This window comes from Corynebacterium sp. (assembly GCF_012838985.1).
Lineage (GTDB): Bacteria > Actinomycetota > Actinomycetes > Mycobacteriales > Mycobacteriaceae > Corynebacterium.
This window is the reverse complement of record NZ_DUOE01000069.1, coordinates 1-22,792: the sequence shown is the minus strand read 5'-3', so window position 1 is coordinate 22,792 and position 22,792 is coordinate 1. Positions and strand designations below refer to the sequence as shown.

The 22,792-nt window shown below is 68.7% G+C and carries 21 protein-coding genes; 3 read left to right on the top strand and 18 right to left on the bottom strand.

The window, feature by feature from the left end:
* A partial coding sequence (locus GXZ33_RS04190; RefSeq protein ID WP_363236888.1) for a cytochrome b/b6 domain-containing protein occupies positions 1-1,003 on the top strand: 1,003 nt, incomplete at its 5' end.
* 285 nt (positions 1,004-1,288) lie between these two features.
* Positions 1,289-2,092, top strand: coding sequence for a 23S ribosomal RNA methyltransferase Erm (gene erm, locus GXZ33_RS04185; protein WP_291339618.1), 804 nt, complete (start codon positions 1,289-1,291; stop codon positions 2,090-2,092).
* 674 nt (positions 2,093-2,766) lie between these two features.
* Here the strand turns inward: erm and GXZ33_RS04180 are convergent.
* The 14 genes from GXZ33_RS04180 to GXZ33_RS04115 form a co-directional block, all read right to left on the bottom strand.
* The gene (locus GXZ33_RS04180; protein WP_291339616.1) at positions 2,767-3,537 is read right to left on the bottom strand and encodes a thioesterase family protein; all 771 of its coding nucleotides are present in this window, start codon (positions 3,535-3,537) and stop codon (positions 2,767-2,769) included.
* A 13-nt stretch (positions 3,538-3,550) separates the two neighbouring features.
* Positions 3,551-4,753 (bottom strand): acetyl-CoA C-acetyltransferase, encoded by a 1,203-nt coding sequence (locus GXZ33_RS04175; RefSeq protein WP_291339614.1) that lies wholly within the window; start codon positions 4,751-4,753, stop codon positions 3,551-3,553.
* Between the two features lie 7 nt (positions 4,754-4,760).
* On the bottom strand, positions 4,761-5,432 hold the full coding sequence (locus GXZ33_RS04170) for a CoA transferase subunit B (RefSeq protein WP_291339612.1): 672 nt from the start codon (positions 5,430-5,432) through the stop codon (positions 4,761-4,763).
* Position 5,433: 1 nt separating this feature from the next.
* Positions 5,434-6,159: a CoA transferase subunit A gene (locus GXZ33_RS04165; RefSeq protein ID WP_291339620.1), complete on the bottom strand. Its 726-nt coding sequence runs from the start codon at positions 6,157-6,159 to the stop codon at positions 5,434-5,436.
* The gene (locus GXZ33_RS04160; RefSeq protein WP_291339610.1) at positions 6,159-7,880 is read right to left on the bottom strand and encodes an AMP-binding protein; all 1,722 of its coding nucleotides are present in this window, start codon (positions 7,878-7,880) and stop codon (positions 6,159-6,161) included. Before GXZ33_RS04160 ends, GXZ33_RS04165 begins: the two co-directional genes overlap by 1 nt.
* 21 nt (positions 7,881-7,901) lie before the next feature.
* Entirely contained in the window at positions 7,902-8,726 is an 825-nt protein-coding gene (locus GXZ33_RS04155) for a CoA ester lyase (RefSeq protein WP_291339608.1), read from the bottom strand.
* On the bottom strand, positions 8,727-9,230 hold the full coding sequence (locus GXZ33_RS04150) for a MaoC family dehydratase (protein WP_291339606.1): 504 nt from the start codon (positions 9,228-9,230) through the stop codon (positions 8,727-8,729).
* Positions 9,231-9,242: 12 nt separating this feature from the next.
* Positions 9,243-10,400 carry an acyl-CoA dehydrogenase family protein gene (locus tag GXZ33_RS04145; RefSeq protein ID WP_291339605.1) on the bottom strand — a complete coding sequence of 386 codons (1,158 nt, stop codon included), beginning with the start codon at positions 10,398-10,400 and terminating at the stop codon, positions 9,243-9,245.
* 46 nt (positions 10,401-10,446) lie between these two features.
* Positions 10,447-12,486, bottom strand: a complete 2,040-nt coding sequence (locus GXZ33_RS04140; RefSeq protein WP_291339604.1) for a biotin carboxylase N-terminal domain-containing protein — start codon at positions 12,484-12,486, stop codon at positions 10,447-10,449.
* Between the two features lie 13 nt (positions 12,487-12,499).
* Complete coding sequence (locus GXZ33_RS04135) at positions 12,500-14,074, bottom strand: carboxyl transferase domain-containing protein (RefSeq protein WP_291339603.1); 1,575 nt, start codon at positions 14,072-14,074, stop codon at positions 12,500-12,502.
* A gap of 213 nt (positions 14,075-14,287) precedes the next feature.
* The gene (locus GXZ33_RS04130) at positions 14,288-14,863 is read right to left on the bottom strand and encodes a TetR/AcrR family transcriptional regulator (RefSeq protein ID WP_291339602.1); all 576 of its coding nucleotides are present in this window, start codon (positions 14,861-14,863) and stop codon (positions 14,288-14,290) included.
* A gap of 101 nt (positions 14,864-14,964) precedes the next feature.
* Complete coding sequence (locus tag GXZ33_RS04125) at positions 14,965-15,825, bottom strand: hypothetical protein (protein ID WP_291339601.1); 861 nt, start codon at positions 15,823-15,825, stop codon at positions 14,965-14,967.
* Positions 15,822-16,337 carry a hypothetical protein gene (locus GXZ33_RS04120; protein WP_291339599.1) on the bottom strand — a complete coding sequence of 172 codons (516 nt, stop codon included), beginning with the start codon at positions 16,335-16,337 and terminating at the stop codon, positions 15,822-15,824. The genes GXZ33_RS04125 and GXZ33_RS04120 overlap by 4 nt, the downstream gene beginning before the upstream one ends.
* 282 nt (positions 16,338-16,619) lie before the next feature.
* Positions 16,620-17,438, bottom strand: coding sequence for a CoA ester lyase (locus tag GXZ33_RS04115; RefSeq protein WP_291339598.1), 819 nt, complete (start codon positions 17,436-17,438; stop codon positions 16,620-16,622).
* Positions 17,439-17,463: 25 nt separating this feature from the next.
* Between GXZ33_RS04115 and GXZ33_RS04110 the strand changes: the two genes are divergently transcribed.
* Entirely contained in the window at positions 17,464-18,330 is an 867-nt protein-coding gene (locus GXZ33_RS04110; protein ID WP_291339597.1) for an RDD family protein, read from the top strand.
* 7 nt (positions 18,331-18,337) lie between these two features.
* Here GXZ33_RS04110 and GXZ33_RS04105 read toward each other — a convergent pair whose 3' ends face one another.
* The 4 genes from GXZ33_RS04105 to GXZ33_RS04090 form a co-directional block, all read right to left on the bottom strand.
* On the bottom strand, positions 18,338-18,925 hold the full coding sequence (locus GXZ33_RS04105; protein ID WP_291339595.1) for a hypothetical protein: 588 nt from the start codon (positions 18,923-18,925) through the stop codon (positions 18,338-18,340).
* A 242-nt stretch (positions 18,926-19,167) separates the two neighbouring features.
* The gene (purH, locus tag GXZ33_RS04100; RefSeq protein ID WP_291339594.1) at positions 19,168-20,757 is read right to left on the bottom strand and encodes a bifunctional phosphoribosylaminoimidazolecarboxamide formyltransferase/IMP cyclohydrolase; all 1,590 of its coding nucleotides are present in this window, start codon (positions 20,755-20,757) and stop codon (positions 19,168-19,170) included.
* A complete protein-coding gene (gene purN / locus GXZ33_RS04095; RefSeq protein WP_291339592.1) occupies positions 20,750-21,349 on the bottom strand; it encodes a phosphoribosylglycinamide formyltransferase in 600 nt (199 codons plus the stop codon). The genes purH and purN overlap by 8 nt, the downstream gene beginning before the upstream one ends.
* A 10-nt stretch (positions 21,350-21,359) precedes the next feature.
* Positions 21,360-22,792, bottom strand: a 1,433-nt coding sequence (locus tag GXZ33_RS04090) for a DUF6350 family protein (protein ID WP_291339590.1), incomplete at its 5' end; no start/stop codon positions are given.

Below are 22,792 nucleotides of genomic sequence, written 5' to 3'. Positions count from 1 at the left end.
CCCGGCAGCTGTCCCGGCAGCGGCGGCGGCGCAGAAGACGGCGGGCGTCGACAAGCCCACGTCCCATGCGGCGCCGAAGCCGGAGGCGAAGCGCTACGGGCGGTTCACCCTGGTCCAGTGGCTGCTGGGCGCGGGTGCGCTGGTGGCGCTCGGTGTCATCGTGATGTTCATCGCGCGCTGGTTCCTCGGCAGCGACACCGGTTCCGCGTTCGTCGAGCGCTACCCGGGTGCGGCACCGATGCCGGAGTCGGCACCGGTCGGTGTGCCGGCGTGGCTGGCCTGGTCGCACTTCTTCAACGTGTTCCTCATGGTCCTGATCATCCGCTCCGGTCTGCAGATCCGCGGCGAGCGGCGCCCACCCGCCTACTTCACCGCACGCAGCGGCAGGGGCGGCAAGATCAGCCTCACCATCTGGTTCCACCAGGCCCTCGACCTGCTCTGGGTCATCAACGGTGCCGTCTTCTTCGTGCTCCTCTTCACGACGGGCCAGTGGATGCGCATCGTCCCCACCAGCTGGGAGGTCTTCCCGAACGCCCTGTCCGCGGGCATCCAGTACCTCTCCTTCGACTGGCCGACCGAGAACGGCTGGGTCCACTACAACGGACTGCAGGAACTGGCGTACTTCGTCACCGTGTTCATCGCCGCACCGCTGGCGATCATCACCGGCCTGCGCATGAGCTCCGTCTGGCCGAAGAACAACCAGAAGCTCAACTCCCTCTACCCGGCCGAGATCGCCCGCGCCGTCCACTTCCCGGTGATGCTGTACTTCGTGGCCTTCATCTTCATGCACGTGCTGCTGGTGTTCCTCACCGGCGCCCTGCGGAACCTGAACCACATGTTCGCAGCCCGCGGCTCCGTTGATCCCGACGTGTACGCCGGGGACTGGACCGGCCTGATCGTCCTCCTGGTCGCCATCGCGGTGACCGCCGGCGCGTGGTTCGCCGCCCGCCCCCTCCTGATTTCCCCTGTCGCCGGACTTTTCGGGGAGGTCACCACGAGATAACCCACACAACTTTCTGTGCTGCAGAAAACGCACCCCACCGTCGCGCGGGGTGCGTTTTCTCATTGCCGGGAGTGCGCAGCTGCGCACTCCTCCGGTGCTTCTCGACGCCCCGCCGTCCGGGATGATAACCTCCGGGACATGTTGATTTTGGGAACCGCCTCCCTGCGGTTGCGCCGCCACCGCTGACAGCGGCTGGCCCTCCAGTAATGGTCGCCGCTCCGGTCCATGAGCCGGGCGGTCCTTTTCGCGTGCCCGGCTCCAGAACTCTCTTTCTCGGAGCATCCCTTGTCTGCATACTCACACGGCCGTCACGAGCACGGCCAGAACTTCCTCACCGACCCCCGCGTCATCAACTCCCTCCTCGGACGGATCGCCGACACCACCGGCCCCATCGTTGAAATCGGTCCGGGCGACGGCGCCCTCACCCACCCGCTCTCCCACACGGGACGACCCCTCACCGCCGTGGAGATCGATCCCCGGCTGGCTGAGTCGCTGCGGCGTAACCTCCCGCCCACGGGCACCGTCACGATCATCAACGACGACTTCCTGCGCCACCACCTGCCCGCGCACCCCCATGTCATCGTGGGCAACATCCCCTTCCACATCACCACGGCGATTCTGCGGCGGCTGCTGCACGCCCCCGCCTGGACCGACGCCATCCTGCTCATGCAGTGGGAGGTCGCCCGACGACGCGCCGGGGTGGGCGCCTCCACCATGATGACCGCCCAGTGGGCACCCTGGTTCGAGTTCGAGCTCGGCGAACGCGTCCCCCGGGCCGCCTTCACTCCCCGCCCCAGCGTGGACGGCGGTGTCCTGCACATCCGACGACGACACCGTCCCCTGGTGCCGACGAAGAAGAGGAAGGCGTTCCAGGGCATGGTGCACTCCATCTACACGGGCCGGGGCCGCGGCATCGTGGAGATCATCACCCGCCAGCGAGTCCTCCCCTCCCGCCAGGCGGCCCACCAGTGGGCCGGACGCACAGGCGTGCAGCCGACCACGCTGCCCTCCGACCTCTCCGTGGCACAGATGGTCGACCTCTTCGAGAGCTCCGGGACAGCCCCGCCGCGGAGCACCCGCAGGAAGTGATGATTCCCGGACAGATCAAAGCCTCCCGGTGACGTGGATGTGCTCCTCGTGGCCACTGCACGGGACCGTTCGGAGTGCGCAGCTGCGCACTCCCCCGGGGACTGGTGGGCGTCGAAGCACAGAGCGGGGTGTCTTCTCCGAATCTCGTTCCACCCAACGAAGCACCTGCTCACCGGGTGGTTTTAGTGCGCAGCTGCGCACTCTTCAGGGTGCCAGCGAGCGTCGATAGCCAAACAATCGTGGTCTCTCCAGCACCTGTTCACCGGATACTTTTAGTGCGCAGCTGCGCACTCCCCGGGCCCCGGCGAGGTTCTCAATCCGCAGCCATCGACGCCACCTCCCTGCCCCCTAAAGCGGAGCGCAGAGTGCGCAGCTGCGCACTCCTTGATCGCCAGCAGGCGTCGATAAGCATGCCGCCGTTAACTCTTCCACTCCCACGCCGCCCGGAGAGAATGCCCAAAGAAACACCTGTTCCATCGGCACTTTTAGTGCGCAGCTGCGCACTCTCCGGGCACCAACGGCGTTCTTTCAATCCGCAGTTGTGGATGCCACCGCCCCTGCTCCCCAGAACGGAGCCCAGAGTGCGCAGCTGCGCACTCCCCGGGGTGCCGGCGGGCGTCGATAAGCATGCAAAAGGGCCCCTTCCCGGAGGAAGGGGCCCTGCTACCTGTGGATCAGAGTCGGCGGAGCGTGAGGCTCTGCTCGGCACGGCCGACGGGGCCGTGGATGTCGTGGAGGACGGAGCTGGTCAGGCCGATGCCCTCGGGACCCCACGTGACGGTGGTGTCCAGGCCGGTCCACGGGCCGGTGGGTTGACGGAAGAGATGGACGGTGAGGTCGACGTTCGGGTAGGCCCACTCCTCGGGGCCCTGCTGCGGGTTGATGCCGTTGGCGACGTCGATGTTGGTGAAGTACTGGGCGACCTCGATGGGTTCCTCACCCTCCACGAGCACGTTCGGGGTACGGAGCCAGGAGGCTCCGCGACCCGGCTTCCTCTCCATCGCCTGCCGGGCCTCCAGCTGGCGGATGAATCCGCCGGCCCACAGCTCGGTGAGGTCCCGCTCGGGGCATTCGTCCGGGGAGGTGAGCGGCTCGGCGCTGACGGCCTCGACCTCGGTGGTGTCCGAGGTGGCGAGGTACCAGGCGCGGGCCTTGATCACGCTGCGGCCGCCGATGGTGGCGGTCGCCTGGACGAGTTCGATGGTGCGGCCGGGGCGCAGCGTCTCGACGATCACCTCCACCTCCGCGAACGGGAGGCGACCGAGGATGTCATAGGAGACGCGGCTGAGGACGAGCTCCTTGTGGGGACGGGTGCGCTCGATCTCGTTGATCATCAGACCGGCGAGGGAACTGAAGTGGTAGTCCTCCGGGGACCAGGCGCCCTCCGCGTGGCGGGTGGGTTGGAAGGTGATGTCGCCGGTGCGGGTGAAGAGGTGGTTGCTCATGCTCTCCCCTGCCCTAGTTCCGGTACAGCAGCAGGGCGTCGCCCTGGCCACCGCCGCCGCACAGGCTCACGCCTGCCTTGCCGGCGCCACGACGGTCGAGCTCCTGCGCCGCGGTGAGGACCAGGCGGGCACCGGAGGCACCGATCGGGTGTCCGAGGGCGATGGCACCGCCGTAGATGTTGCACTGCTCGGCCGGGTAGTCGAGGTCGCGCAGGGACTGGACGGCGACGGCGCCGAAAGCCTCGTTGATCTCGACGAAGTCCAGGTCACCGGCCTCCCAGCCGGCGCGGTCGAGCGCGGCCTTGAGGGAGTCGGAGGGCTGGGAGTGCAGGGAGTTGTCCGGGCCACCGGTCTGGCCGGCGGCGCCGACGACCGCGAGGTAGTCGAGGCCGTGTTCCTCCGCCCAGGAGCGGCGGGTGAGGACGACGGCTGCCGCGCCGTCGGAGATCGGGGACGCGTTGCCCGCGGTGATGGAGCCGTCACGGGTGAAGGCGGGGCGCAGGCCGGAGAGGGACTCGGTGGTGGTGTTGGCGCGGATGCCCTCGTCAGCGGTGACGACGACCGGGTCACCCTTGCGCTGCGGGATGGAGATGGGGGCGATCTCGGAGTCGAAGACACCGGCCTCCTGGGCGGCGGCGGCGCGCTGGTGGGAGGCGGCGGCGACCTCGTCCTGCTCCTCGCGGGAGATGTTCATGGAGGCCAGCGGTCCCTCGGTGAGCACGCCCATCGAGACACCGTCGGCGGCGTCGGTGAGGCCGTCGAGCTCGGAGGTGTCGGCCATCTCCATGGCACCGAAGGCACGGCCCTGGCGGGCACCGCGGACGACGTGGGCCGCGTTGGTCATGGACTCCTGGCCACCGGCGACGACGACGTCGGCGTCACCGAGGCGGATGAGACGGGCGGCGCGGATGACGGCGTCGAGGCCGGAGAGGCAGACCTTGTTGACGGTCTCGGCGACGACGCGCGGATCGAGGCCGGCCTTGAGGGCGGTCTGGCGGGCCGGGTTCTGGCCGGCGCCGGCCTGGAGGACCTGGCCCATGATCACGTGGTCCACGTCGGAGGGGCTGATCCCGGCGCGCTCGACGGCGTGGCGGACGGCGTGGGCACCGAGGTCGACGGCGCTGAGGGAGGCGAGGGAACCGAGGAGCTTGCCCTGGGGGGTGCGTGCTCCGGCGAGGATGACGACGTCATCGGCGTGGGGGGTGAGGTTGCTCATGGTGGGGTTATTCCATTTCTTCCAGCTCGACGACGTAGTTCGCGTCGGTGTTCTCTTCGATGTCACGGAGGGTCACGCCGGGGGCGATCTTCCGCAGGATGAGGTGGTCTTCGGCGACGTCGAAGCTCCCCATGTCGGTGATGATGCGGTCGACGACGCCGATACCGGTGAGCGGCAGGTCGCACTGCTTCTTCAGCTTGGGCTGGCCGTCGCGGGTGACGTGCTCGGTGAGCACCAGGACGCGCGGGGTGCCGGCGACGAGGTCCATCGCGCCGCCCATGCCCTTGACCATCTTGCCGGGGATCATCCAGTTGGCCAGGTCGCCGGACTGGGAGACCTCCATGGCGCCGAGGACGGCCATCTTCACCTTGCCGCCGCGGATCATGCCGAAGCTGGTGGCGGAGTCGAAGATGGAGGCACCGGGGATGAGGGTGACGGTCTGCTTGCCGGCGTTGATGAGGTCGGCGTCCTCCTCCCCCTCGTAGGGGAAGGGGCCCATGCCGAGGATGCCGTTCTCCGACTGGAGGATGACGTTGACGCCCTCCGGGAGGTTGTTGGCCACCAGCGTCGGGATGCCGATGCCGAGGTTGACGTAGTCACCGTCGTTGAGTTCCTTGGCTGCCTCGGCGGCCATCTGGTCGCGGGTCCAGCCCTTGGTGGTCACTGTGGTGGTGGTCATGTCAGATCTCCTTTCCGACGGTCGCACGCGGGCGGGTGGTCCGCTGCTCGATCGGCTTCTCGCGGTCGTCCGCGGCGACGATGTGGTCGACGTGGACACCCGGGGTGGTCACGTGCGCCGGCTCGATGCCGCCGAGGGGCAGGATCTCCTCGCACTGGGCGATGGTGACCAGGCCGGACTCGGCGCACAGCGGGTTGAAGTTGCGGGCGGTGGCGCGGTAGACGAGGTTGCCGCTGATGTCGCCCTGCCAGGCGTGGACCAGGCCGACGTCGGCGACGATGCCCCGCTCCATGACGTAGGTGCGGCCGTCGAAGTTCTTCGTCGGCTTGCCCTCGGCGACGAGGGTGCCCACACCGGTGGCGGTGAAGAAGGCGGGGATTCCTGCGCCGCCGGCGCGGAGCCGCTCGGCGAGGGTGCCCTGGGGGTTGAACTCGACCTCGAGCTCACCGGCGAGGTACTGGCGGGCGAACTCGCGGTTCTCACCGACGTAGCTGGCGCACACCTTGCTGACCTGGTTGTTCTCGAGGAGGATGCCGAGGCCCTGGCCGTCGATGCCCATGTTGTTGCTGACGATGGTGAGGTTCTTCCGGCCGACGTCACGCAGTGCCTCGATGAGGACGTACGGGACGCCGCAGAGTCCGAATCCACCGACGGCGAGGGTCATGCCGTCCTTGACGTGCTCCGCGATGAGTTCGCGGACGTCGTCCCTTCGCTTGTCGATTCCCATCAGAGCCACCCCAGAACCTTCGGAGCCATCTCGCGCAGTGCGACCTTGCGGACCTTGCCGGAGACGGTCATCGGGTACTCGTCGACGACGGCGACGTAGCGCGGGACCTTGTGGCGGGCCAGCTTGCCGTGTGCGAACTCGGCGACCTGCTCGGCGGTGAGGTCCTCCACACCCTCGTGCAGGATGACCCACGCCATGATCTCCTCACCGTAACGCTCGTCCGGGACGCCGATGACCTGGGCGTCGACGATGTCCGGGTGGGTGAAGAGGAACTCCTCGATCTCACGCGGGTAGACGTTCTCGCCGCCGCGGATGAGCATGTCCTTGAGGCGGCCGGTGACGGCGAGGTAGCCGTCCTCGTCGATCTCGCCGAGGTCGCCGGTCTGCATCCAGCCGTCCGGGGTGAGTGCCTCGCCGGTCTTCTCCTCGTGGTCCCAGTAGCCCTTCATCACGGAGTAGCCGCGGACGAGGATCTCGCCCTTGGCGCCGATCGGGAGGGTCTCACCGGTGTCCTCGTCGACGATCTTGCACTCGAGGTGCGGCATGATCTGGCCGACGGTGTTGACGCGCTTGTCCAGGGGGGCGTCGGCACGCGTCTGGAAGGAGACCGGGGAGGTCTCGGTCATGCCGTAGCAGATGGAGATGCCCTCCATGTTGAAGTGGTTCATGACGTTGCGCATCGTCTTCGACGGGCAGGAGGTGCCGGCCATGATGCCGGTGCGCAGGGTCGACAGGTCGTAGGGGCTGCCGTAGTCGATGTGGTCGTTGGCCTCCTCCAGCTCGGTGATGAACATGGTGGGCACGCCGTAGAGGGAGGTCGCCCGCGCGGAGTGGACCGCCTTGAGGGTCTCCCGGGACTTGAAGGTCGGGCCCGGGATGATCATGCAGGCACCGTGGGTGAAGGTGGCGATGACGCCCATGACCATGCCGAAGGTGTGGAAGAACGGCACCGGGGTGCACACGCGGTCCTCCTCGGTGTAGCCGAGGTTCTCGCCCACGAAGAAGCCGTTGTTGAGGATGTTGCGGTGCGTCAGGGTCGCACCCTTGGGGAAGCCGGTGGTGCCGGAGGTGAACTGGATGTTGACGGGGTCGTTGTTGTCCAGGTCGCGGGTGTACTCGGAGAGGTCGTCGATCTCGCCGTGGATGGCGTCGTACCAGTCGGTGGAGCCGAAGTAGATGATGTTCTTCAGCTTGACGCCGCGCTGCTTGCGGGCCTCGTTGAGCATGGTGCGGTAGTCGGAGTCCTTGAAGCGCGGGGCCGCGAAGATCATCTTCACGCCGACCTTGGCCAGGACGTAGTTGAGCTCGCTCTGACGGTAGGCCGGGTTGATGTTCACCAGGATGAGGCCCAGGTGGTGGCAGGCCCACTGGACGACGAGCCACTCCCAGCGGTTGGTGGACCAGATGCCGATGCGGTCGCCCTTGCGGTAGCCGTGGCGGATGAAGGCGGACGCCAGGCGGAGGACGGTGTTGTAGAACTGCTCGTAGGTGTAGGTCTTGTCGGCGTAGACGTCGACGACGGCCTCACGGTTGGGGTACTTCTCGACGATCGCGCGCAGCATCTGGCCCAGGGTGTCCTCGCGCAGCGGGGCGGCGCCCTGGTCGATGGTGCAGCCGATGACGTGGGAGAGCTTGTTGCCGTCCTCGTCGACGACGATGGAGCCGTAGGGGGTGGAGATGGTCGAGTGGGAGGAGAGGGTGGAGAGAACGTTGGTGGTCATGTCTGCTTCTTCTTTCTGATTTCAGGATTCGGCGCGCTGGACGATGGCCTGGGCCTGGCGGAAAAGTGGGGCGTCGACCATGCGGCCGTTGAAGCTGAAGGCTCCGTCGTTGTGCTCGGCGGCGGCGAGGAGCTGCCGGGCGAAGTCGAGGTCCTCATCGGTGGGTCGGTAGGACTCACGGATGACGGACACCTGGGAGGGGTGGATGCAGCAGGTGCCGACGTAGCCGAGTGCGGCGGCGTCCTCGGCCTCCGCGCGGAGGCCGTCAATGTCCCCGATGTCCACGTGGACGGAGTCGAGGGAGGCCTTGCCGTGGGCGGCGGCGGCGAGCTGCACCTGTGCCCGGGCGAAGCGGGGGACGTCACGGTAGGTGGTGTCGGCGAAGCGGGAGGTGGTGCCGCCGAGGCCGGCGACGAGGTCCTCCGCTCCCCAGAAGAGGGCGACCACGCCCTCGGCCGCGGCGATCTCCTCCGCCCGGAGGACACCGAGCGGGGTCTCGACGAGGGCGATGACGGCGGCGTCGGGAAGCACCCGGGTGACGGACGCGACGTCCGCCGCACCCTCGGTCTTGGAGAGCATGATCTGGCGGAAGGGGCTCCCGGCCACGGCCGCGAGGTCTGCGACGTGGTCGGAGGTGCCGGCCGGGTTCACGCGGATGATGACGCGGGAGGGGTCGAGCGTGGCCAGGCGGATGCCCTCACGGGCGCTCTCCCGGTTGGCGGGGCGGCAGCCGTCCTCCAGGTCGATGATGACCAGGTCGGCGCGGTCGGCGGCCTTGGCGAAGAACTCGGGGCGGTCGGCCGGGGCGAACAGCAGTGCCGGGCCGGCGGGGATCCAGGTGCTCATCTACTCTTCTCCTTCGGGGCGGCAGCGGACCATGGTGGAGCGGACTGCGCGGCAGACGACATCGCCGTGCTGGTTACGGCCGATGTGCTCCAGCTCGACGATCCCCTGGCCGGGACGCGACTTGGACAGTCGCTTGCCGGTGCAGACCGTCTCGGCGTAGAGGGTGTCACCGTGGAACATCGGGGCCGGGAAGGCGACCTCGGTGAAGCCCAGGTTGGCGACGATGGTGCCGAGGGTGAGCTGGGAGACGGACAGGCCGACCACCGTGGACAGGGTCCACATGGAGTTGACCAGTCGCTGGCCGTCGAACCCGGGCTGACCGGACGACCAGTGGGCGTCGAGGTGCAGCGGCTGGGTGTTCATGGTGAGTGTGGTGAAGACGACGTCGTCGGCCTCGGTGACGGTGCGGCCGGGGCGGTGGAGGTAACGCACACCCTCCTCGTACTCCTCGAACCACAGGCCCCGCTGCTCGATGGAGCGGGTGATCACGGCGGTGTCGGTCATGGTGTCTGCTCCTTACAGTCCCAGCTCGCGGGCGATCAGCATGAGCTGCACCTCGGAGGTGCCCTCACCGATCTCGAGGATCTTGGAGTCGCGGTAGTGGCGGGCGACGCGGTACTCGTTCATGAAGCCGTAGCCGCCGTGGATCTGGGTGGCGTCGCGGGCGTTGTCCATCGCGGCCTCGGAGGAGATGAGCTTGGCGATGTAGGCCTCCTTGCGGAAGTCCAGGCCCTTGACCATGAGTGCGGCGGCGGCCATCCAGGCGAGGCGGGCGGCGTGGACGCGGGCCTCCATGCGGGCGATCTTGAAGGAGATGGCCTGGAAATCGGAGATCGGCTTGCCCATGGAGGTGCGCTCCTTGGCGTACTTCACGGACTCGTCGACGCACCCCTGCGCGGCGCCGGTGGCCAGGGCGGCGATGGCGACGCGGCCCTCCGCGAGGATGGACAGGAAGTTGGCGAAGCCGCGGCCGCGCTCACCGAGCAGGTTCTCCTGGGGGACGCGGACGTCGGTGAAGGTCAGCGGGTGGGTGTCGGAGGCGTTCCAGCCGACCTTGTCGTAGGCGGGCTCGACGGTGAAGCCCGGGGTGTCGTTCGGGACGATGATCGTGGAGATCTCCTTGCGGCCGTCCTTCTCACCGGTGACGGCGGTGACGGTGCACAGCGAGGTGATGTCGGTGCCGGAGTTCGTGATGAACTGCTTGGAGCCGTTGATGATGAAGTCGCCGCCGTCCTCACGCGCGGTGGTGCGGGTGGCACCGGCGTCGGAACCGGCGCCCGGCTCGGTCAGGCCGAAGCTGGCGAGCTTCGTGCCGGCGGTGAGGTCCGGGAGCCACTGCTGCTTCTGCTCCTCATTGCCGAAGTGGAAGATCGGCATGGCACCCAGACCGACGCCGGCCTCCAGGGTGATGGCGACGGACTGGTCGACGCGGGCCAGCTCCTCGAGGGCGATGCCGAAGGAGAGGTAGTCACCGCCCATGCCGCCGTACTCCTCCGGGAAGGGCAGTCCGAACAGGCCCATCTCGGCCATGCCGGACACGACCTCGTAGGGGAAGGTGTGGTCGCGGTCGTGCTGTGCGGAGACCGGGTCGACGACCTCGTTGGCGAACTCGCGGACCACGTTCTGCAGCTCGCGGTACTCCTCGGGCAGGTCGGTGATGTTGATGTCAGACATGATGGGATTCCTTTGCTTGAGTGTTTTTCGGGGGAAAGTCAGGGGGTCAGTCGTCGGCGGCGACGCTGGCGAGGGCCTTGCCGGCGGGGACCTGGTCGCCCGCCGAGCAGTGGTAGGCGACGATTCCGTCATGCGCGGCACGGAGGACGTGCTCCATCTTCATGGCCTCGACCACGAGGACCGCGTCTCCGGCGGAGACCCGGGTGCCCGGTGCGGTGGACAGGGCGATGACGGTGCCCGGCATCGGGGAGGCCAGGGTGCCGTCGCCGTCGGTGTCCTCGTCGGCCCGGGAGCGGGCGACGTGCTCCTGACGCAGCACCCAGGTGCCCTCGTCGGAGGAGACGACCGTCTCGGGGGTGGAGCCGTTGCCGATGGTGTCGATCTGCCAGTGGCGGGTGAGGCCGTCGACGGTGACGCGCCAGGAGTCGCCGTCGCGGTGCACGGTGGTCGACACGGTGCGGGGCTCCGCCCGGGCGGCCTCGTCCTCGGAGGTGAGGCCGGCGACCGCGTCGTGGACGGTGACCTCGGCGGAGGCCGGGGTGCCACGCAGGGAGATGAGGCTGGAGCCGCCGTCCCAGGCGAAGCGGACGCGCTGCTCGGCCGGGAGGCCGGGGCGCCAGCCGTCCGGGATGGCCCAGGCGGAGCCGGGCTGGTCCGGCCAGCGCTGGGCGAGCCACACCATGGCGGAGGCGACGAGGGCGTCGTCCGGGACGTCGGAGACGCGGTAGTCGTCGACCACCTCGTCGAGCAGCCCGGTGTGCAGATCGCCGGCGACGACCTCGGGGACGTTGATGAGGAAGCGGCAGAAGTCGGTGTTGACTCCGACGCCGGCGACGACGGTGTTGGCCAGGGCGCGGTCGAGGCGGCTGAGGGCCTCGGCGCGGTCGGCGCCGTGGACGATGACCTTCATCAGCATCGGGTCGTACAGGGAGGAGATCTCCGAGCCGTCGGTGATGCCGGAGTCGACGCGCACTCCCGGGCCGGTCGGCTCGACGACGCTGGCGATGCGGCCGCCGGTCGGCAGGAAGCCGTTGGCCGGGTCCTCGGCGTAGATGCGGGCCTCGAAGGAGTGGCCGGTCAGGGTGATGTCCTCCTGGCGGATCGGCAGCTCCTCGCCGCGGGCGATCGCCAGTTGGAGGGCGACGAGGTCGTGTCCGGTGACCATCTCGGTGACGGGGTGCTCGACCTGGAGGCGGGTGTTCATCTCCATGAAGTAGAAGTCGTCCGGGCGGGCGGCGGGGACGATGAACTCCACGGTGCCGGCGCCGATGTAGCCGACGGAGCGGGCGGCGTCGCAGGCGGCCTGGCCGATGGCGTCGCGGGTGGCGGCGTCGAGGAGCGGGCTGGGGGCCTCCTCGATGACCTTCTGGTGGCGGCGCTGCAGGGAGCACTCGCGCTCACCGAGGTGGATGACGTTGCCGTGGGCGTCGGCGAGGATCTGGACCTCGATGTGACGCGGGGTGTCCACGAAGTGCTCGAGGAACAGGGCGTCGTCGCCGAAGGCGCTGGCCGCTTCGCGACGCGCGGTGACCAGTGCCTCCGGGAGGTCGGCGGGGTCCTCGATGCGGTGCATGCCCTTTCCTCCGCCGCCGGCGGAGGGCTTGATGAGGACCGGGAAGCCGATCTCGGGGGCGGCGGCGATGATCTCCTCGTCCGTCAGGCCCGGGCGGGAGATGCCGGGGACGGTCGGGACGTCGCGGGCCTCGACGGCGGCGCGGGCGGAGATCTTGTCACCCATGGTCTCGATGGCGGAGGCCGGCGGACCCATGAAGATGATGCCGTTGTCGGCGCAGGCCTGGGCGAAGGTGGAGTTCTCGGCGAGGAAGCCGTAGCCCGGGTGGATGGCGTTGGCGCCGGTGCGGCGGGCCGCGTCGATGATCTTGTCGATGACCAGGTAGGACTCGCGGGCCGGGGAGGCACCGATGTGGACGGCGATGTCGGCGTCGCGGACGTGCGGGGCATCTGCGTCGGCGTCGGAGTAGACGGCGACGGAGCGGACTCCCTGGTCCTTGAGGGTGCGGATGATGCGGCAGGCGATCTCCCCGCGGTTGGCGACGAGCACCGTGTGAATGTTGTGGGTAGTCATTGTTGTCGTTCTCCTACATGCGGAAGATGCCGAAGGCGGTGTCGTCAAGGGGGGCGCCGGAGGCGGTCTCGAGGGCGAGGCCGAGCATGCGGCGGGTGTCGGCCGGGTCGATGACGCCGTCGTCCCAGAGGCGGGCCGAGGAGTAGTACGGGTGGGACTCGTCCTCGAACTTCTCGCGGATCGGGGCCTCGAACTGCTCCTGCTCCTCGGCGGACCACTCGCCGCCGGAGCGCTCGATCTGGTTGCGGCGGACGGTGGACAGGGTCATCGCGGCCTGCGGGCCACCCATGACGGCGATGCGGGCGTTGGGCCACATCCACAGGAAGCGCGGGGAGTAGGCGCGGCCGCACATGGAGTAGTTGCCGGCTCCGAAGGCGCCGCCGATGACGACGGTGAACTTCGGGACGCGGGTGGTGGCGACGGCGTTGACCATCTTCGCGCCGTGCTTGGCGATGCCGCCCGACTCGTACTCGCGGCCGACCATGAAGCCGGTGGTGTTCTGGAGGAAGAGCAGCGGGATGCCGCGCTGGTCGCACAGCTCGATGAAGTGCGCGCCCTTCTGGGCGGACTCGGCGAACAGGACACCGTTGTTGGCGATGATGCCGACCGGGTGACCGTGGATCCGGGCGAAGGCGGTGATCAGCGTGGTGCCGAACTCCTCCTTGAACTCGGTGTACTCGCTGCCGTCGACAAGCACCTCGATGACCTCGCGCACGTCGTAGGGGACCTTGGAGTCGGCGGGGACGATGTCGTAGAGGTCGGTCTGCGGGCGCAGCGGCTCGACGGTGTCGCGGACCTCCCAGTTCGGGGCCGGGTCCAGCGGGAGCGTGTCGACGATCGCGCGGACACGGTGCAGGGCGTCCGCGTCGTCGAGGGCCAGGTGGTCGGTGACGCCGGAGACCTTGGAGTGGAGGTCACCGCCTCCGAGGTCCTCGGGGGTGACGTCCTCGCCGGTGGCGGCCTTCACGAGCGGCGGGCCGGCCAGGAAGATGGTGCCCTGCTCCTTGACGATGACGGCCTCGTCACTCATGGCCGGGACGTAGGCGCCGCCGGCGGTGCAGGAGCCGAGGACCGCGGCGATCTGCGGGATGCCCTTGGCGGACATGTTGGCCTGGTTGTAGAAGATACGGCCGAAGTGGTCGCGGTCCGGGAAGACCTCGTCCTGGTTGAGCAGCATGGCGCCGCCGGAGTCGACCAGGTAGATGCAGGGCAGACGGTTGTCGTTGGCGATCTCCTGGGCGCGGAGGTGCTTCTTGACGGTCATCGGGTAGTAGGTGCCGCCGGAGACGGTGGCGTCGTTGGCGACGACCATGCAGCGACGTCCGTGGACCAGTCCGATGCCGGCGACGACGCCGGCTGCGGAGACCTGGCCGCCGTACATGTCGTGGGCGGCCAGCGGGGCCACCTCGAGGAAGGGGCTGCCCGGGTCGAGCAGCTCGACGATGCGCTGGCGGGCGAGCAGCTTTCCGCGGCTGATGTGGCGCTCGCGGGCCTTCTCGTTGCCTCCTTCGGCGGTCCGGGCCAGCACTCCGCGCAGATCGGCGACGAGGGACTCGTGCCTTTCGCGGTTGGTCTCTGTTGCGGTCATGGGTTCTCCGTGGGATCGAAGCGGTGTCTGTGAGGATTTCAGTTAACGGTGATTAACTATGTTTCGAGACAGTACATCGCAGAAATGTGGCCCACAACACGTGCCCCCGCCAACGTCGCCCACATCACCCCCGGCCAAAGTGTTTCCTGAATCACAAAAACCCCGCCACCTGCGGTGACGGGGCTCACAGTGCCGCGGGGGGATCCCCCCGTGTCACTCCACGAAAAAAGCCGCCAGGGCCATCTTCGTGACGTCCTTCCGGAGCTCATCCAGGTCCGCCCAGTGCAGAACGTAGCGTGCGGAGTTCACCAGACCGGCCACCAGCTGGACCCGGATGCGGGCGGTCGCACGGTCCATGTCCGGACGGGCCCGCTGCAGCGCATCGGCCCACAGCCCCAGATAGGTACGCTGCAGCGACTTGACCTTCTCCCGGACGCTCTCCTCCAGGTTCTCGATCTCACGTCCCTGCACACGGATGAGGTCCGCCTCGGTCACCGCGACCTCGACGTGCATCGCGATGAGTTCATTGATCACGGCCCTCGGATCCGACTCCGCCGTGAGCTCATTACGCAGGAACGCATCCCGCGCCCCGTCCACGAGGCGGATGGAGATCTCCGTGAGGATGTCCGCCAGCAGGGCCTCCTTGCTGTCGAAGTGCCGGTAGAGACCCGGCCCCGAGATACCCACCGCAGCACCGACGTCCCCCAGTCGGGTCTGGTGGAAACCCTTCTCCGCCATGATCGTCGCAGCGGCGGCGAGGATCTCCTGCCGCCGTTTCGCCTTGGCCATTTCCCGTGCGGTCGCCACTCCCGGGCCTCCCGTTCCTGCTGTCAGCCGGACCCGGATGGTCCGACCTCATGACAATCTACTTGATCCGCGGGCGGAGCAGGTCACCCACATGCGTTCGCGGAGACACTCCCCAGCACGGGCCCCAGACCGGTGGCCAGCAGATTCGACATCGCCTGGGCGTCCTCATACGTCCCCGAGGCGGGCATCACCCACAGGCTGACGGCCACCTCGCCCGCCCCTTCCGCCGCGCCCGGGACCAGGCCGAACTGACGGACGGTGTAACGCCCGTCCGGCTCCGGCCCCCAGCCGCCCTTGAAACGCGCACCCTCCAACTGGCCCAGTCCGTAGCGCTGCTCGATCATCCCCATGTCCGCCAGCACCTCGCCGGCTCCCGTCAGACACGGCAGCTGCGCGGCGAAACGGGCCTGCGTGTCCAGCGCCCACGCCGTCTGACCGAAACTGCTGAACCCGGGGCGCGTGTGCTCGTGGGAGACCTCGACCGGCGTCCCGGCCTCGGCCAGCACCGACTCCACCGCGGCCGCCGCCCGGGTCGGTTCCCCGAGCGAGGCCCACAGCTGCTCCGCCGCCGCGTTGTCGGAGGCCTGGATCGCCTGGCCGACGAGCGGCCCGAGTGCCGGATCCTCACGCAGGGCGGCCACCGCGATGGGGACCTTGATGGTCGACCACGCCACCGGCGCCCCACCGACCTCCCCCGCACTGACGACGGCGCCGTCCGCGACGGCGAGGGCGGCGCCACCGCCGAAGGTGGCCACGGCAGCGTCGACAAGTTCCTGCAGCTGCACCTCAGTGCTTGCCGACGCCTGGGCGGTGGAGGTGACCACGTGGGTGCTGGTGGTGCTCTCCGTGGTGTCCCCGACCTCCCCGACCTCGCCGATGGTGCAGGAGGTCACCGCGAGACCCGTCATGCACAGTCCCGCCAGGACGCTCTTCCGGTGCCTCACTGGATGTAGACCACCGCGTTGTTGCCGCCCCGGCAGGTGACGTAGGAACCGTTGTCCGAGCAGGTCATACGGTAACTCTGACCGGTGACCGGACTCCAGGCGGTGAGGACGGTGTCCGGACCCGCGCCCGGGACGTGGACACGCCGGAACTCACTGGCCACCGCCTCCGCGAAAGGCGCGCTGGTGACGTCGGTGCCGGTGTAGACCTTCATGAAGCGTCCCGCCTCCCCGCCGGTACGGGCGGCGCCACTGACCGGGGACGCGCCCGCGGGGACAGGGACAGGGGCAGGGACAGCGACCTGCGTCTGCTGCGGGGCCTCCGGCGCTGCGGGGACGACGTGGGTGCTGGTCACCACGATCGGTGAGGGGCTGCCGGAACCACCCGTGAGAGCGGCGAACCAGCCCTGCGTCCATCCGAAGGCGCCGATGCCGAGCAGCGCGAACAGCAGGATCACGGGCAGGATCCACAGCGCGCGGGAGCCCGACCGGGGTGCGGGATGGGCGACCGGCACGAACACGGGTGCAGGCGCGGGAGCTGGAGCAGGCGCGGGAGCCGGCGACGGATGGACGGCGGGGAAGGAATCGGTCGGCCATTCCGTACGCGTGGGCTGAGGCCGCTCACCGGAGGTGTCCCTGGTCGGGGTCGGGGCTGGGGCTGGGGCCTCATCCCAGGGATTGGGGAGATCCCAGCTGTCCGGCTCGCCGGAATCGGATTGATCATTCCTGGTCATACCCCTCATTAATGCACATGTGGGGATGAATGCCGGTGTCGCCACCCGATTCCGGGGCGGATGTCAGGGGCAGCGGGAGAGGATTCTCTCGGCCTGGGCGACCAGCGGGGCGTCGATCATGACCCCGTCGATCTGGAAGGCACCCTGGTGCTGACCCGCCCCGGCGACGACGGCCCGCGCCCACTCCACCTGCTCCGCCTCGGGGACGAACGCCCGCCGCACGGTCTCCACCTGCATCGGGTGGATGCACGCGGTGCCGAGGAAACCGGAACGTGCGGCGTCGAGAGCCTCCGCGAACTGCCCCGCCTCATCACGGAAATCAGCGTGGATCGCGTCGACGGCGAACTTCCCCGCAGCCGCCGCGTGCACGAGCACCTGCGAACGGGCGTGCCGGATGACGTCGCGGTACTCCCCCGCGCCCGCCTCATCCGCCTGCCGCCGCGAATGCGTCCCACCCAGAAGCGTGATCAGGTCCTCCGCACCCCAGAACAGACCCACCACCTGCGGGTGTCCCGCGATGGCGGCGATGTGGACCAGCGCCTGCGGAGTCTCGATCATGGCGATGACGTCCAGCCCCTCCAGACCCTCCGCCAGGGCGGCACCCACCTTGGGGACCATGACGGTGCGGATGTCCAGCTCACGGGCCAGGGCAACGTCGTCAAGGAAATGCGGGGACTCCGGACCGATCGTGCGCAGGATGGTCCGGCCGAGATCCAGCTCCGCAGCACGCACCGTGGCGTACATGTCCGCACGCTCGCCGGTGCCGGCACCGTCCTCCAGGTCCACGATCACCGTGTCAGCCCTGGTGAACGCCTTGGGGATCAGATCCCCACGATGCGCCGGAGCGAAAAGGAGGGATGGACCAAACGCAATCGTTGACATGGAACAAGTATGTAGCATCAGTGACATGGAGACGCCAGCACCCCGCCCCGCACCGGCCCCGGCCGGTCTGTTCATCCGCGGTGCCGCCACCTTCATCGACCTGACGGTCGTCCTCCTCCTCGGACTCGGCGTGCAGACACTGGTCACGGACCCGCTGGACCCCGACAAGTTCACCATCGCGGCCCTGCTCACCACCGCCAACATCCGTATCCTCGCCGAGACGGTCTGGGGTGCCAGCCCCGGTAAATGGCTCACCGGCAGCCGCGTGAAATTCCCCGGCGCGCCCCGCCTGCTGCGCCTGCCGCAGTCGATACTGCGTAACAGCTGGCTGTGGGCGATTCCCCTGTCCATCCTGCTCGGCGACATGGTCACCACCGTGTGGGCGGCGGTCGCCGTGGTGGCGTTCTCCATCATCCTCGGCCCCGACCGCCGCTCCGTGGCCGACCTGCTCGCCGGCGCCTACGTCATCGACCCCAACGCGCCCCGCCGCATGGCCGACCCCGTCGACCACGTCTCCCCACGCCGTGCGATGGCATGGGGCGTGGACATGGCGCTGGCCGCGCTCGCCGGCTGGGCGCTGGACAACTGGCTCGGCTGGTCCTGGTGGGCGCTGGGACTGGTGGTCCTGGCCGTGCTCAAGATCGCCGCCGAGAGCCTCCGCGTGCCGACACCGGGCAAGGCCCTCCTCGGCCTGCGCGTCGAACACCGGCCCGGGAAACTCCCCGTGCGGGCCGTGGCCCGCAACCTGTGGATCCTGCCCGCCCTGCTCCTCGCGGCGCTCTTCGAGCACCCGCTCCTGCTGGTCGAGTGCTTCATCGCCCTGTCATTCCTCTACCTGCCCGACCAGCGCAGCGCCACGGACCGCCTCGCGCAGGCCACCGTCACGCGCTGACGCCCCGTCAGGCGATGTAGACGACCGCGTTCTCGCCACCCCGGCACGTGATGTACGAGCCGTTGTCCCGGCAGGTCATGTCGTAGGTCTGCCAGGTCACCGGGCTGTACACGGAGATGGTGTCCTCGGTGCGTTTCGTCGCGAGGTAGTTGTTCACGAACACGTCCCGCACCGCCAGCGCGAAGGGCTCACTGGTGACCTCCGTGCCCCGCCAGACACTGTTGAAGTCACCGGTGGGCGCGTTGGTGCGCGCCGCCTCATTCGCCGGGAGGGCGCCCGCCGGCACCGGGGACGGAGCGTCCTGCGGGGTCTGCGCCGGGACCCGGACGGTGCTGGTGTACGTGGACGTCACCGGTCCACCGCCTCCCCCGGCGACGGTGAACCACCCGAGGAAGTAACCCGTCGTGGCCAGGACAGCCAGCGCCACGAGCAACAGCAGGGAGAGAATCATCCAGAAGGGATTCCTCCTGGTCTGCGCCGCCACCTCCGGGTGGACATACTGCCTGTACTCCACCTGTTGAGGAGGCTGCTGCGGAGGAAAATACTGCGTCGGCTTCTCCGGCTCCCAGTCGCCGGGGTTCGTCGGTGTGGTCATCACTGCCAGCCTTTCCCGCCTGCTCAGCGAGGCGAAGTCCCTGCCTTCATCGTGGCACAGTCCGCCGTGGTGAGCCGTGGTTTCGCCCCCCTTTGAGAGGGTTGCAGGAAGGCCACCGGGCATCACATCACACAACACGCGTGTGTTCCCGGTCTCCGGGTCCGGTGGACTCTGCTCTGAAAAACAGGAGGCCGCCCCGACGGATTATCCGTCGGAGCGGCTTTCCGCCGTCTTGACGTCGACTAGTGCGCGAAGTGGCGCGCTCCGGTGAAGTACATGGACACGCCGGCCTTCTCGGCGGCGGCGATGACCTCGTCGTCACGGATGGAACCGCCGGGCTGGACGACGGCCTTGACGCCGGCGTCGGCAAGCACCTCGAAGCCGTCCGCGAACGGGAAGAACGCGTCGGAGGCGGCGACGGCACCCTGGGTGCGCTCGACATCACCGGCGAGGGTGTTGGCGCGCTCAACGGCCAGCTTGGCGGAGTCGACGCGGTTGACCTGGCCCATGCCCACGCCCACGGTGGCGGAGTCACGGGAGATGAGGATGGCGTTGGACTTGACGGCACGGACCGCGGTCCAGGCGAACTGCAGGTCGGCCAGCACCAGGTCGGAGACCGGCTCGCCGGCGGCGAGGGTCCAGTTGGCGGCGGTGTCGCCCTCGGCCTGGAGGGTGTCGCGCTCCTGGACGAGGACGCCGCCGGAAATCTCCTTGACCTCGAGGCCGGCGCGGCTCAGCGGCTCCGCCTGGAGGACACGGATGTTCTTCTTGCGGGCGAGGACCTCGATGGCGCCGTCGGCGTAGGACGGGGCGATGATGACCTCGGTGAAGATGTCGGCGACCTGCTCGGCCATGGCGACGGTGATCTCACGGTTCGCGGCGATGACGCCACCGAAGGCGGACATCGGGTCGCAGGCGTGGGCGCGACGGTGGGCGTCGGCGATGGAGGTGTCAGACACGGCGATGCCGCACGGGTTGGCGTGCTTGATGATGGCCACGCAGGCACGCTCGTGGTCCCAGGCCGCACGCCAGGCGGCGTCGGCGTCCTGGTAGTTGTTGTAGCTCATCTCCTTGCCGTGCAGCTGCTCGGCGTTGGCCAGCCCGCCGGCACCCTTGTCGGCGTAGAGGGCGGCCGCCTGGTGCGGGTTCTCGCCGTAGCGCAGGGTGGTGGTGAGCTCGTGGGAGGCACCGATCCAGGCCGGGAACTCGACCTGGCCGTCGGTGGACTCAGCGGCCTCGGCCTGCTCGCCGAGCCAGGTGGCGACGGCGACGTCGTAGGCCGCGGTGTGGCGGAAGGCGTCGAGAGCCAGGCGGGTGCGCTCAGCGCGGGTGAAGCCGCCGTCCTTGAGGGCGGCGGCGACGTCGTCGTAGCGGGCCGGGTCGACGACCACGGCGACGGACGGGTGGTTCTTCGCGGAGGCACGGACCATCGACGGGCCGCCGATGTCGATCTGCTCGACGCAGGCGTCGAAGTCGGCGCCGGACGCGACGGTCTCGGTGAACGGGTAGAGGTTGACCACGACGAGCTGGAAGGGCTCAACTCCGAGATCATCAAGCTGGGCGAGGTGGTCGTCCTTGCGGGTGTCGGCGAGGATGCCGGCGTGGACCTTCGGGTGGAGGGTCTTGACACGACCCTCGAGGCATTCCGGGAAACCCGTGAGCTTCTCGACGGGGGTGACCGGGATGCCCTGGTCAGCGATCTTCGCTGCGGTGGAGCCGGTGGAGACGATCTCCACACCGGCGTCGTGCAGCGACTGTGCCAGGCCCTCAAGCCCGGTCTTGTCGTACACGCTGATCAGCGCGCGCTTGATTACCTTGCGATCATCACTCATGGATGAACTCAACCTTCCTGGTGGTCTCGTCGATGGTTGCCGACCGCAGCACCGACACGATGAGCTGGCGTTCGACCTTCTTGATGCGCTCGTGGAGGGAGCTTTCGGTGTCATCGGGTTCCACCTCGACCGCCTGCTGGGCGATGATCGGGCCCGTGTCCACGCCCGCGTCGATGTAATGGACGGTGGAACCGGTGACCTTCACCCCGTGGGCGAGCGCATCCCGGACGGCGTGCGCCCCCGGGAAGGACGGCAGCAGCGCCGGGTGGGTGTTGATGATGCGGCCGCCGAAGCGGTCGAGAACGCCGGCACCGAGAATCTTCATGAACCCGGCGGACACGATGATCCCCGGGTTCCCCTCCTCGATGACGTCGGCGAGCGTGACATTCCAGGCGGCACGGTCCTCACCGAGTTCCACGACCCGTGTCCCGACACCTGCCGCCTCCGCGCGCTCCAGTGCCGCGCACGGCACATCGGCGATCACGAGCGACACACGGTAGTGGCTGTCCTGATTGTCCAGGATGGACTGCAGCAGGGTGCCACTACCGGAAACGAGCACGACGACATTAACTGGATCGAGGGTGGAAGTCACCCGTCCGATCCTAGTCCCTGGAACCCGGATCTTCGGTGTTCTCGCCCTCTTCCGGGGCAACCGGGGTAGAGGAAGTTTCCGAATCGTCCGTTTCCTCCGCTTCTCCGGCCTCTGTGGCCTCTGTATCCTCTGCGGCTTCCTCGGCGTCGTCCTCCTCTACAACAGGCTCCTCCTCTTCTTCCGTCTCCTCCTCTTCTTCCTCAGGTTCGTCGTCGACGACCTCCCCCTCGAGGATCTCGGGTTCCTCATCCTCCGGCAGCTCCGGATCCTCCTCCGGGAGGTCCTCCTCCGGGGCGGCCGCGGCTGTCCGACGGTCCGCCAGCTTGCCGACGAGCGCCGCCGCCACACCGATACCGGCGGTCCAGGCGAAGGCGAGGCCCGCGGTGAGCCAGGCCATCGGGCCCGCGACGCCGAGGTGACCGACCTGCCCCGTGGTGAGGTAGGAGGCCACCAGTACGAGCAGCGCCACGATCACGGCCGTGGCCAGGGTCTGCACCACGGTGAAACGCACGCTGCCGAGGACGTAGGCCACCGCCATCGACGTGACCAGCAGCAGCAGGATCGACCACTGGTGGGCCCATCCCGGGATGAGCGCGAACAGCGGCATCGGCGGCAGGACCGTCAGGTCGATGGCGTAGAGGGAGAGAGAGGAGGCTCCGATGTGGAACTCCGAGCCCAGCATCACCGTCGCGGCGGCCAGGGCGGCGTTCGGCAGGTAGAGCAGGGAGATCAGTGCGGTGCCCACGTAACCGGCACCACTGTCATACACGGAGAGCAGCTCCGCCTGGCGTGACCAGCCGGCCACGAGCAGCACCAGCACCAGCACCAGCGCCGCCCCCGCCCAGAGGAGGAGGATGCGGACGGCGGTCGCGGCGGCGTCGGCAAGCCACTCGGGGGCACCGTAACGACGCAACAGCGCCCGCCACAGACGTCCCCCCATGCCCAGCGCCAGGGCGAGGGCATGGACGAGCAGCGTGCGGGCCACCGCGTGTCCGAGCGGGGGCGGGCCGACGTCGAAGACGCGTCCGGCGTCCCACATCATGGCCGCAGCGATGAGGGTGAGGCCCAGGGGGACGAGGAGGACACCGACCGCGATGACGAGGAGATCGGCGATGCTCACCCGGTCACGCACCGCCACATGGATACGGCGGGCGATGAGCGCGATGAGTCCGATGGTCGGCAGCAACGGAAGGACACCGAGGACGATGCCGTCCGCAGTGACCGGAACGAGGTTGATGATCAGCCACAGCTGGGCGATGGTGGCGGGCAGCGCCGCGAGTGTGGTGCGAGTCACAAGAAGGCCCGTGAGCGCCACCGCGATGATCCCGAGGACCACCACGAGGGAGGGGACGAGATACACGCCGAGATGACGGCGGGCCCGCCCGAGAACGCCGACGGGGGCGGGTTCCTCCCGGGGCGCGCGGGCGGAGGCGGGGCCGCGGG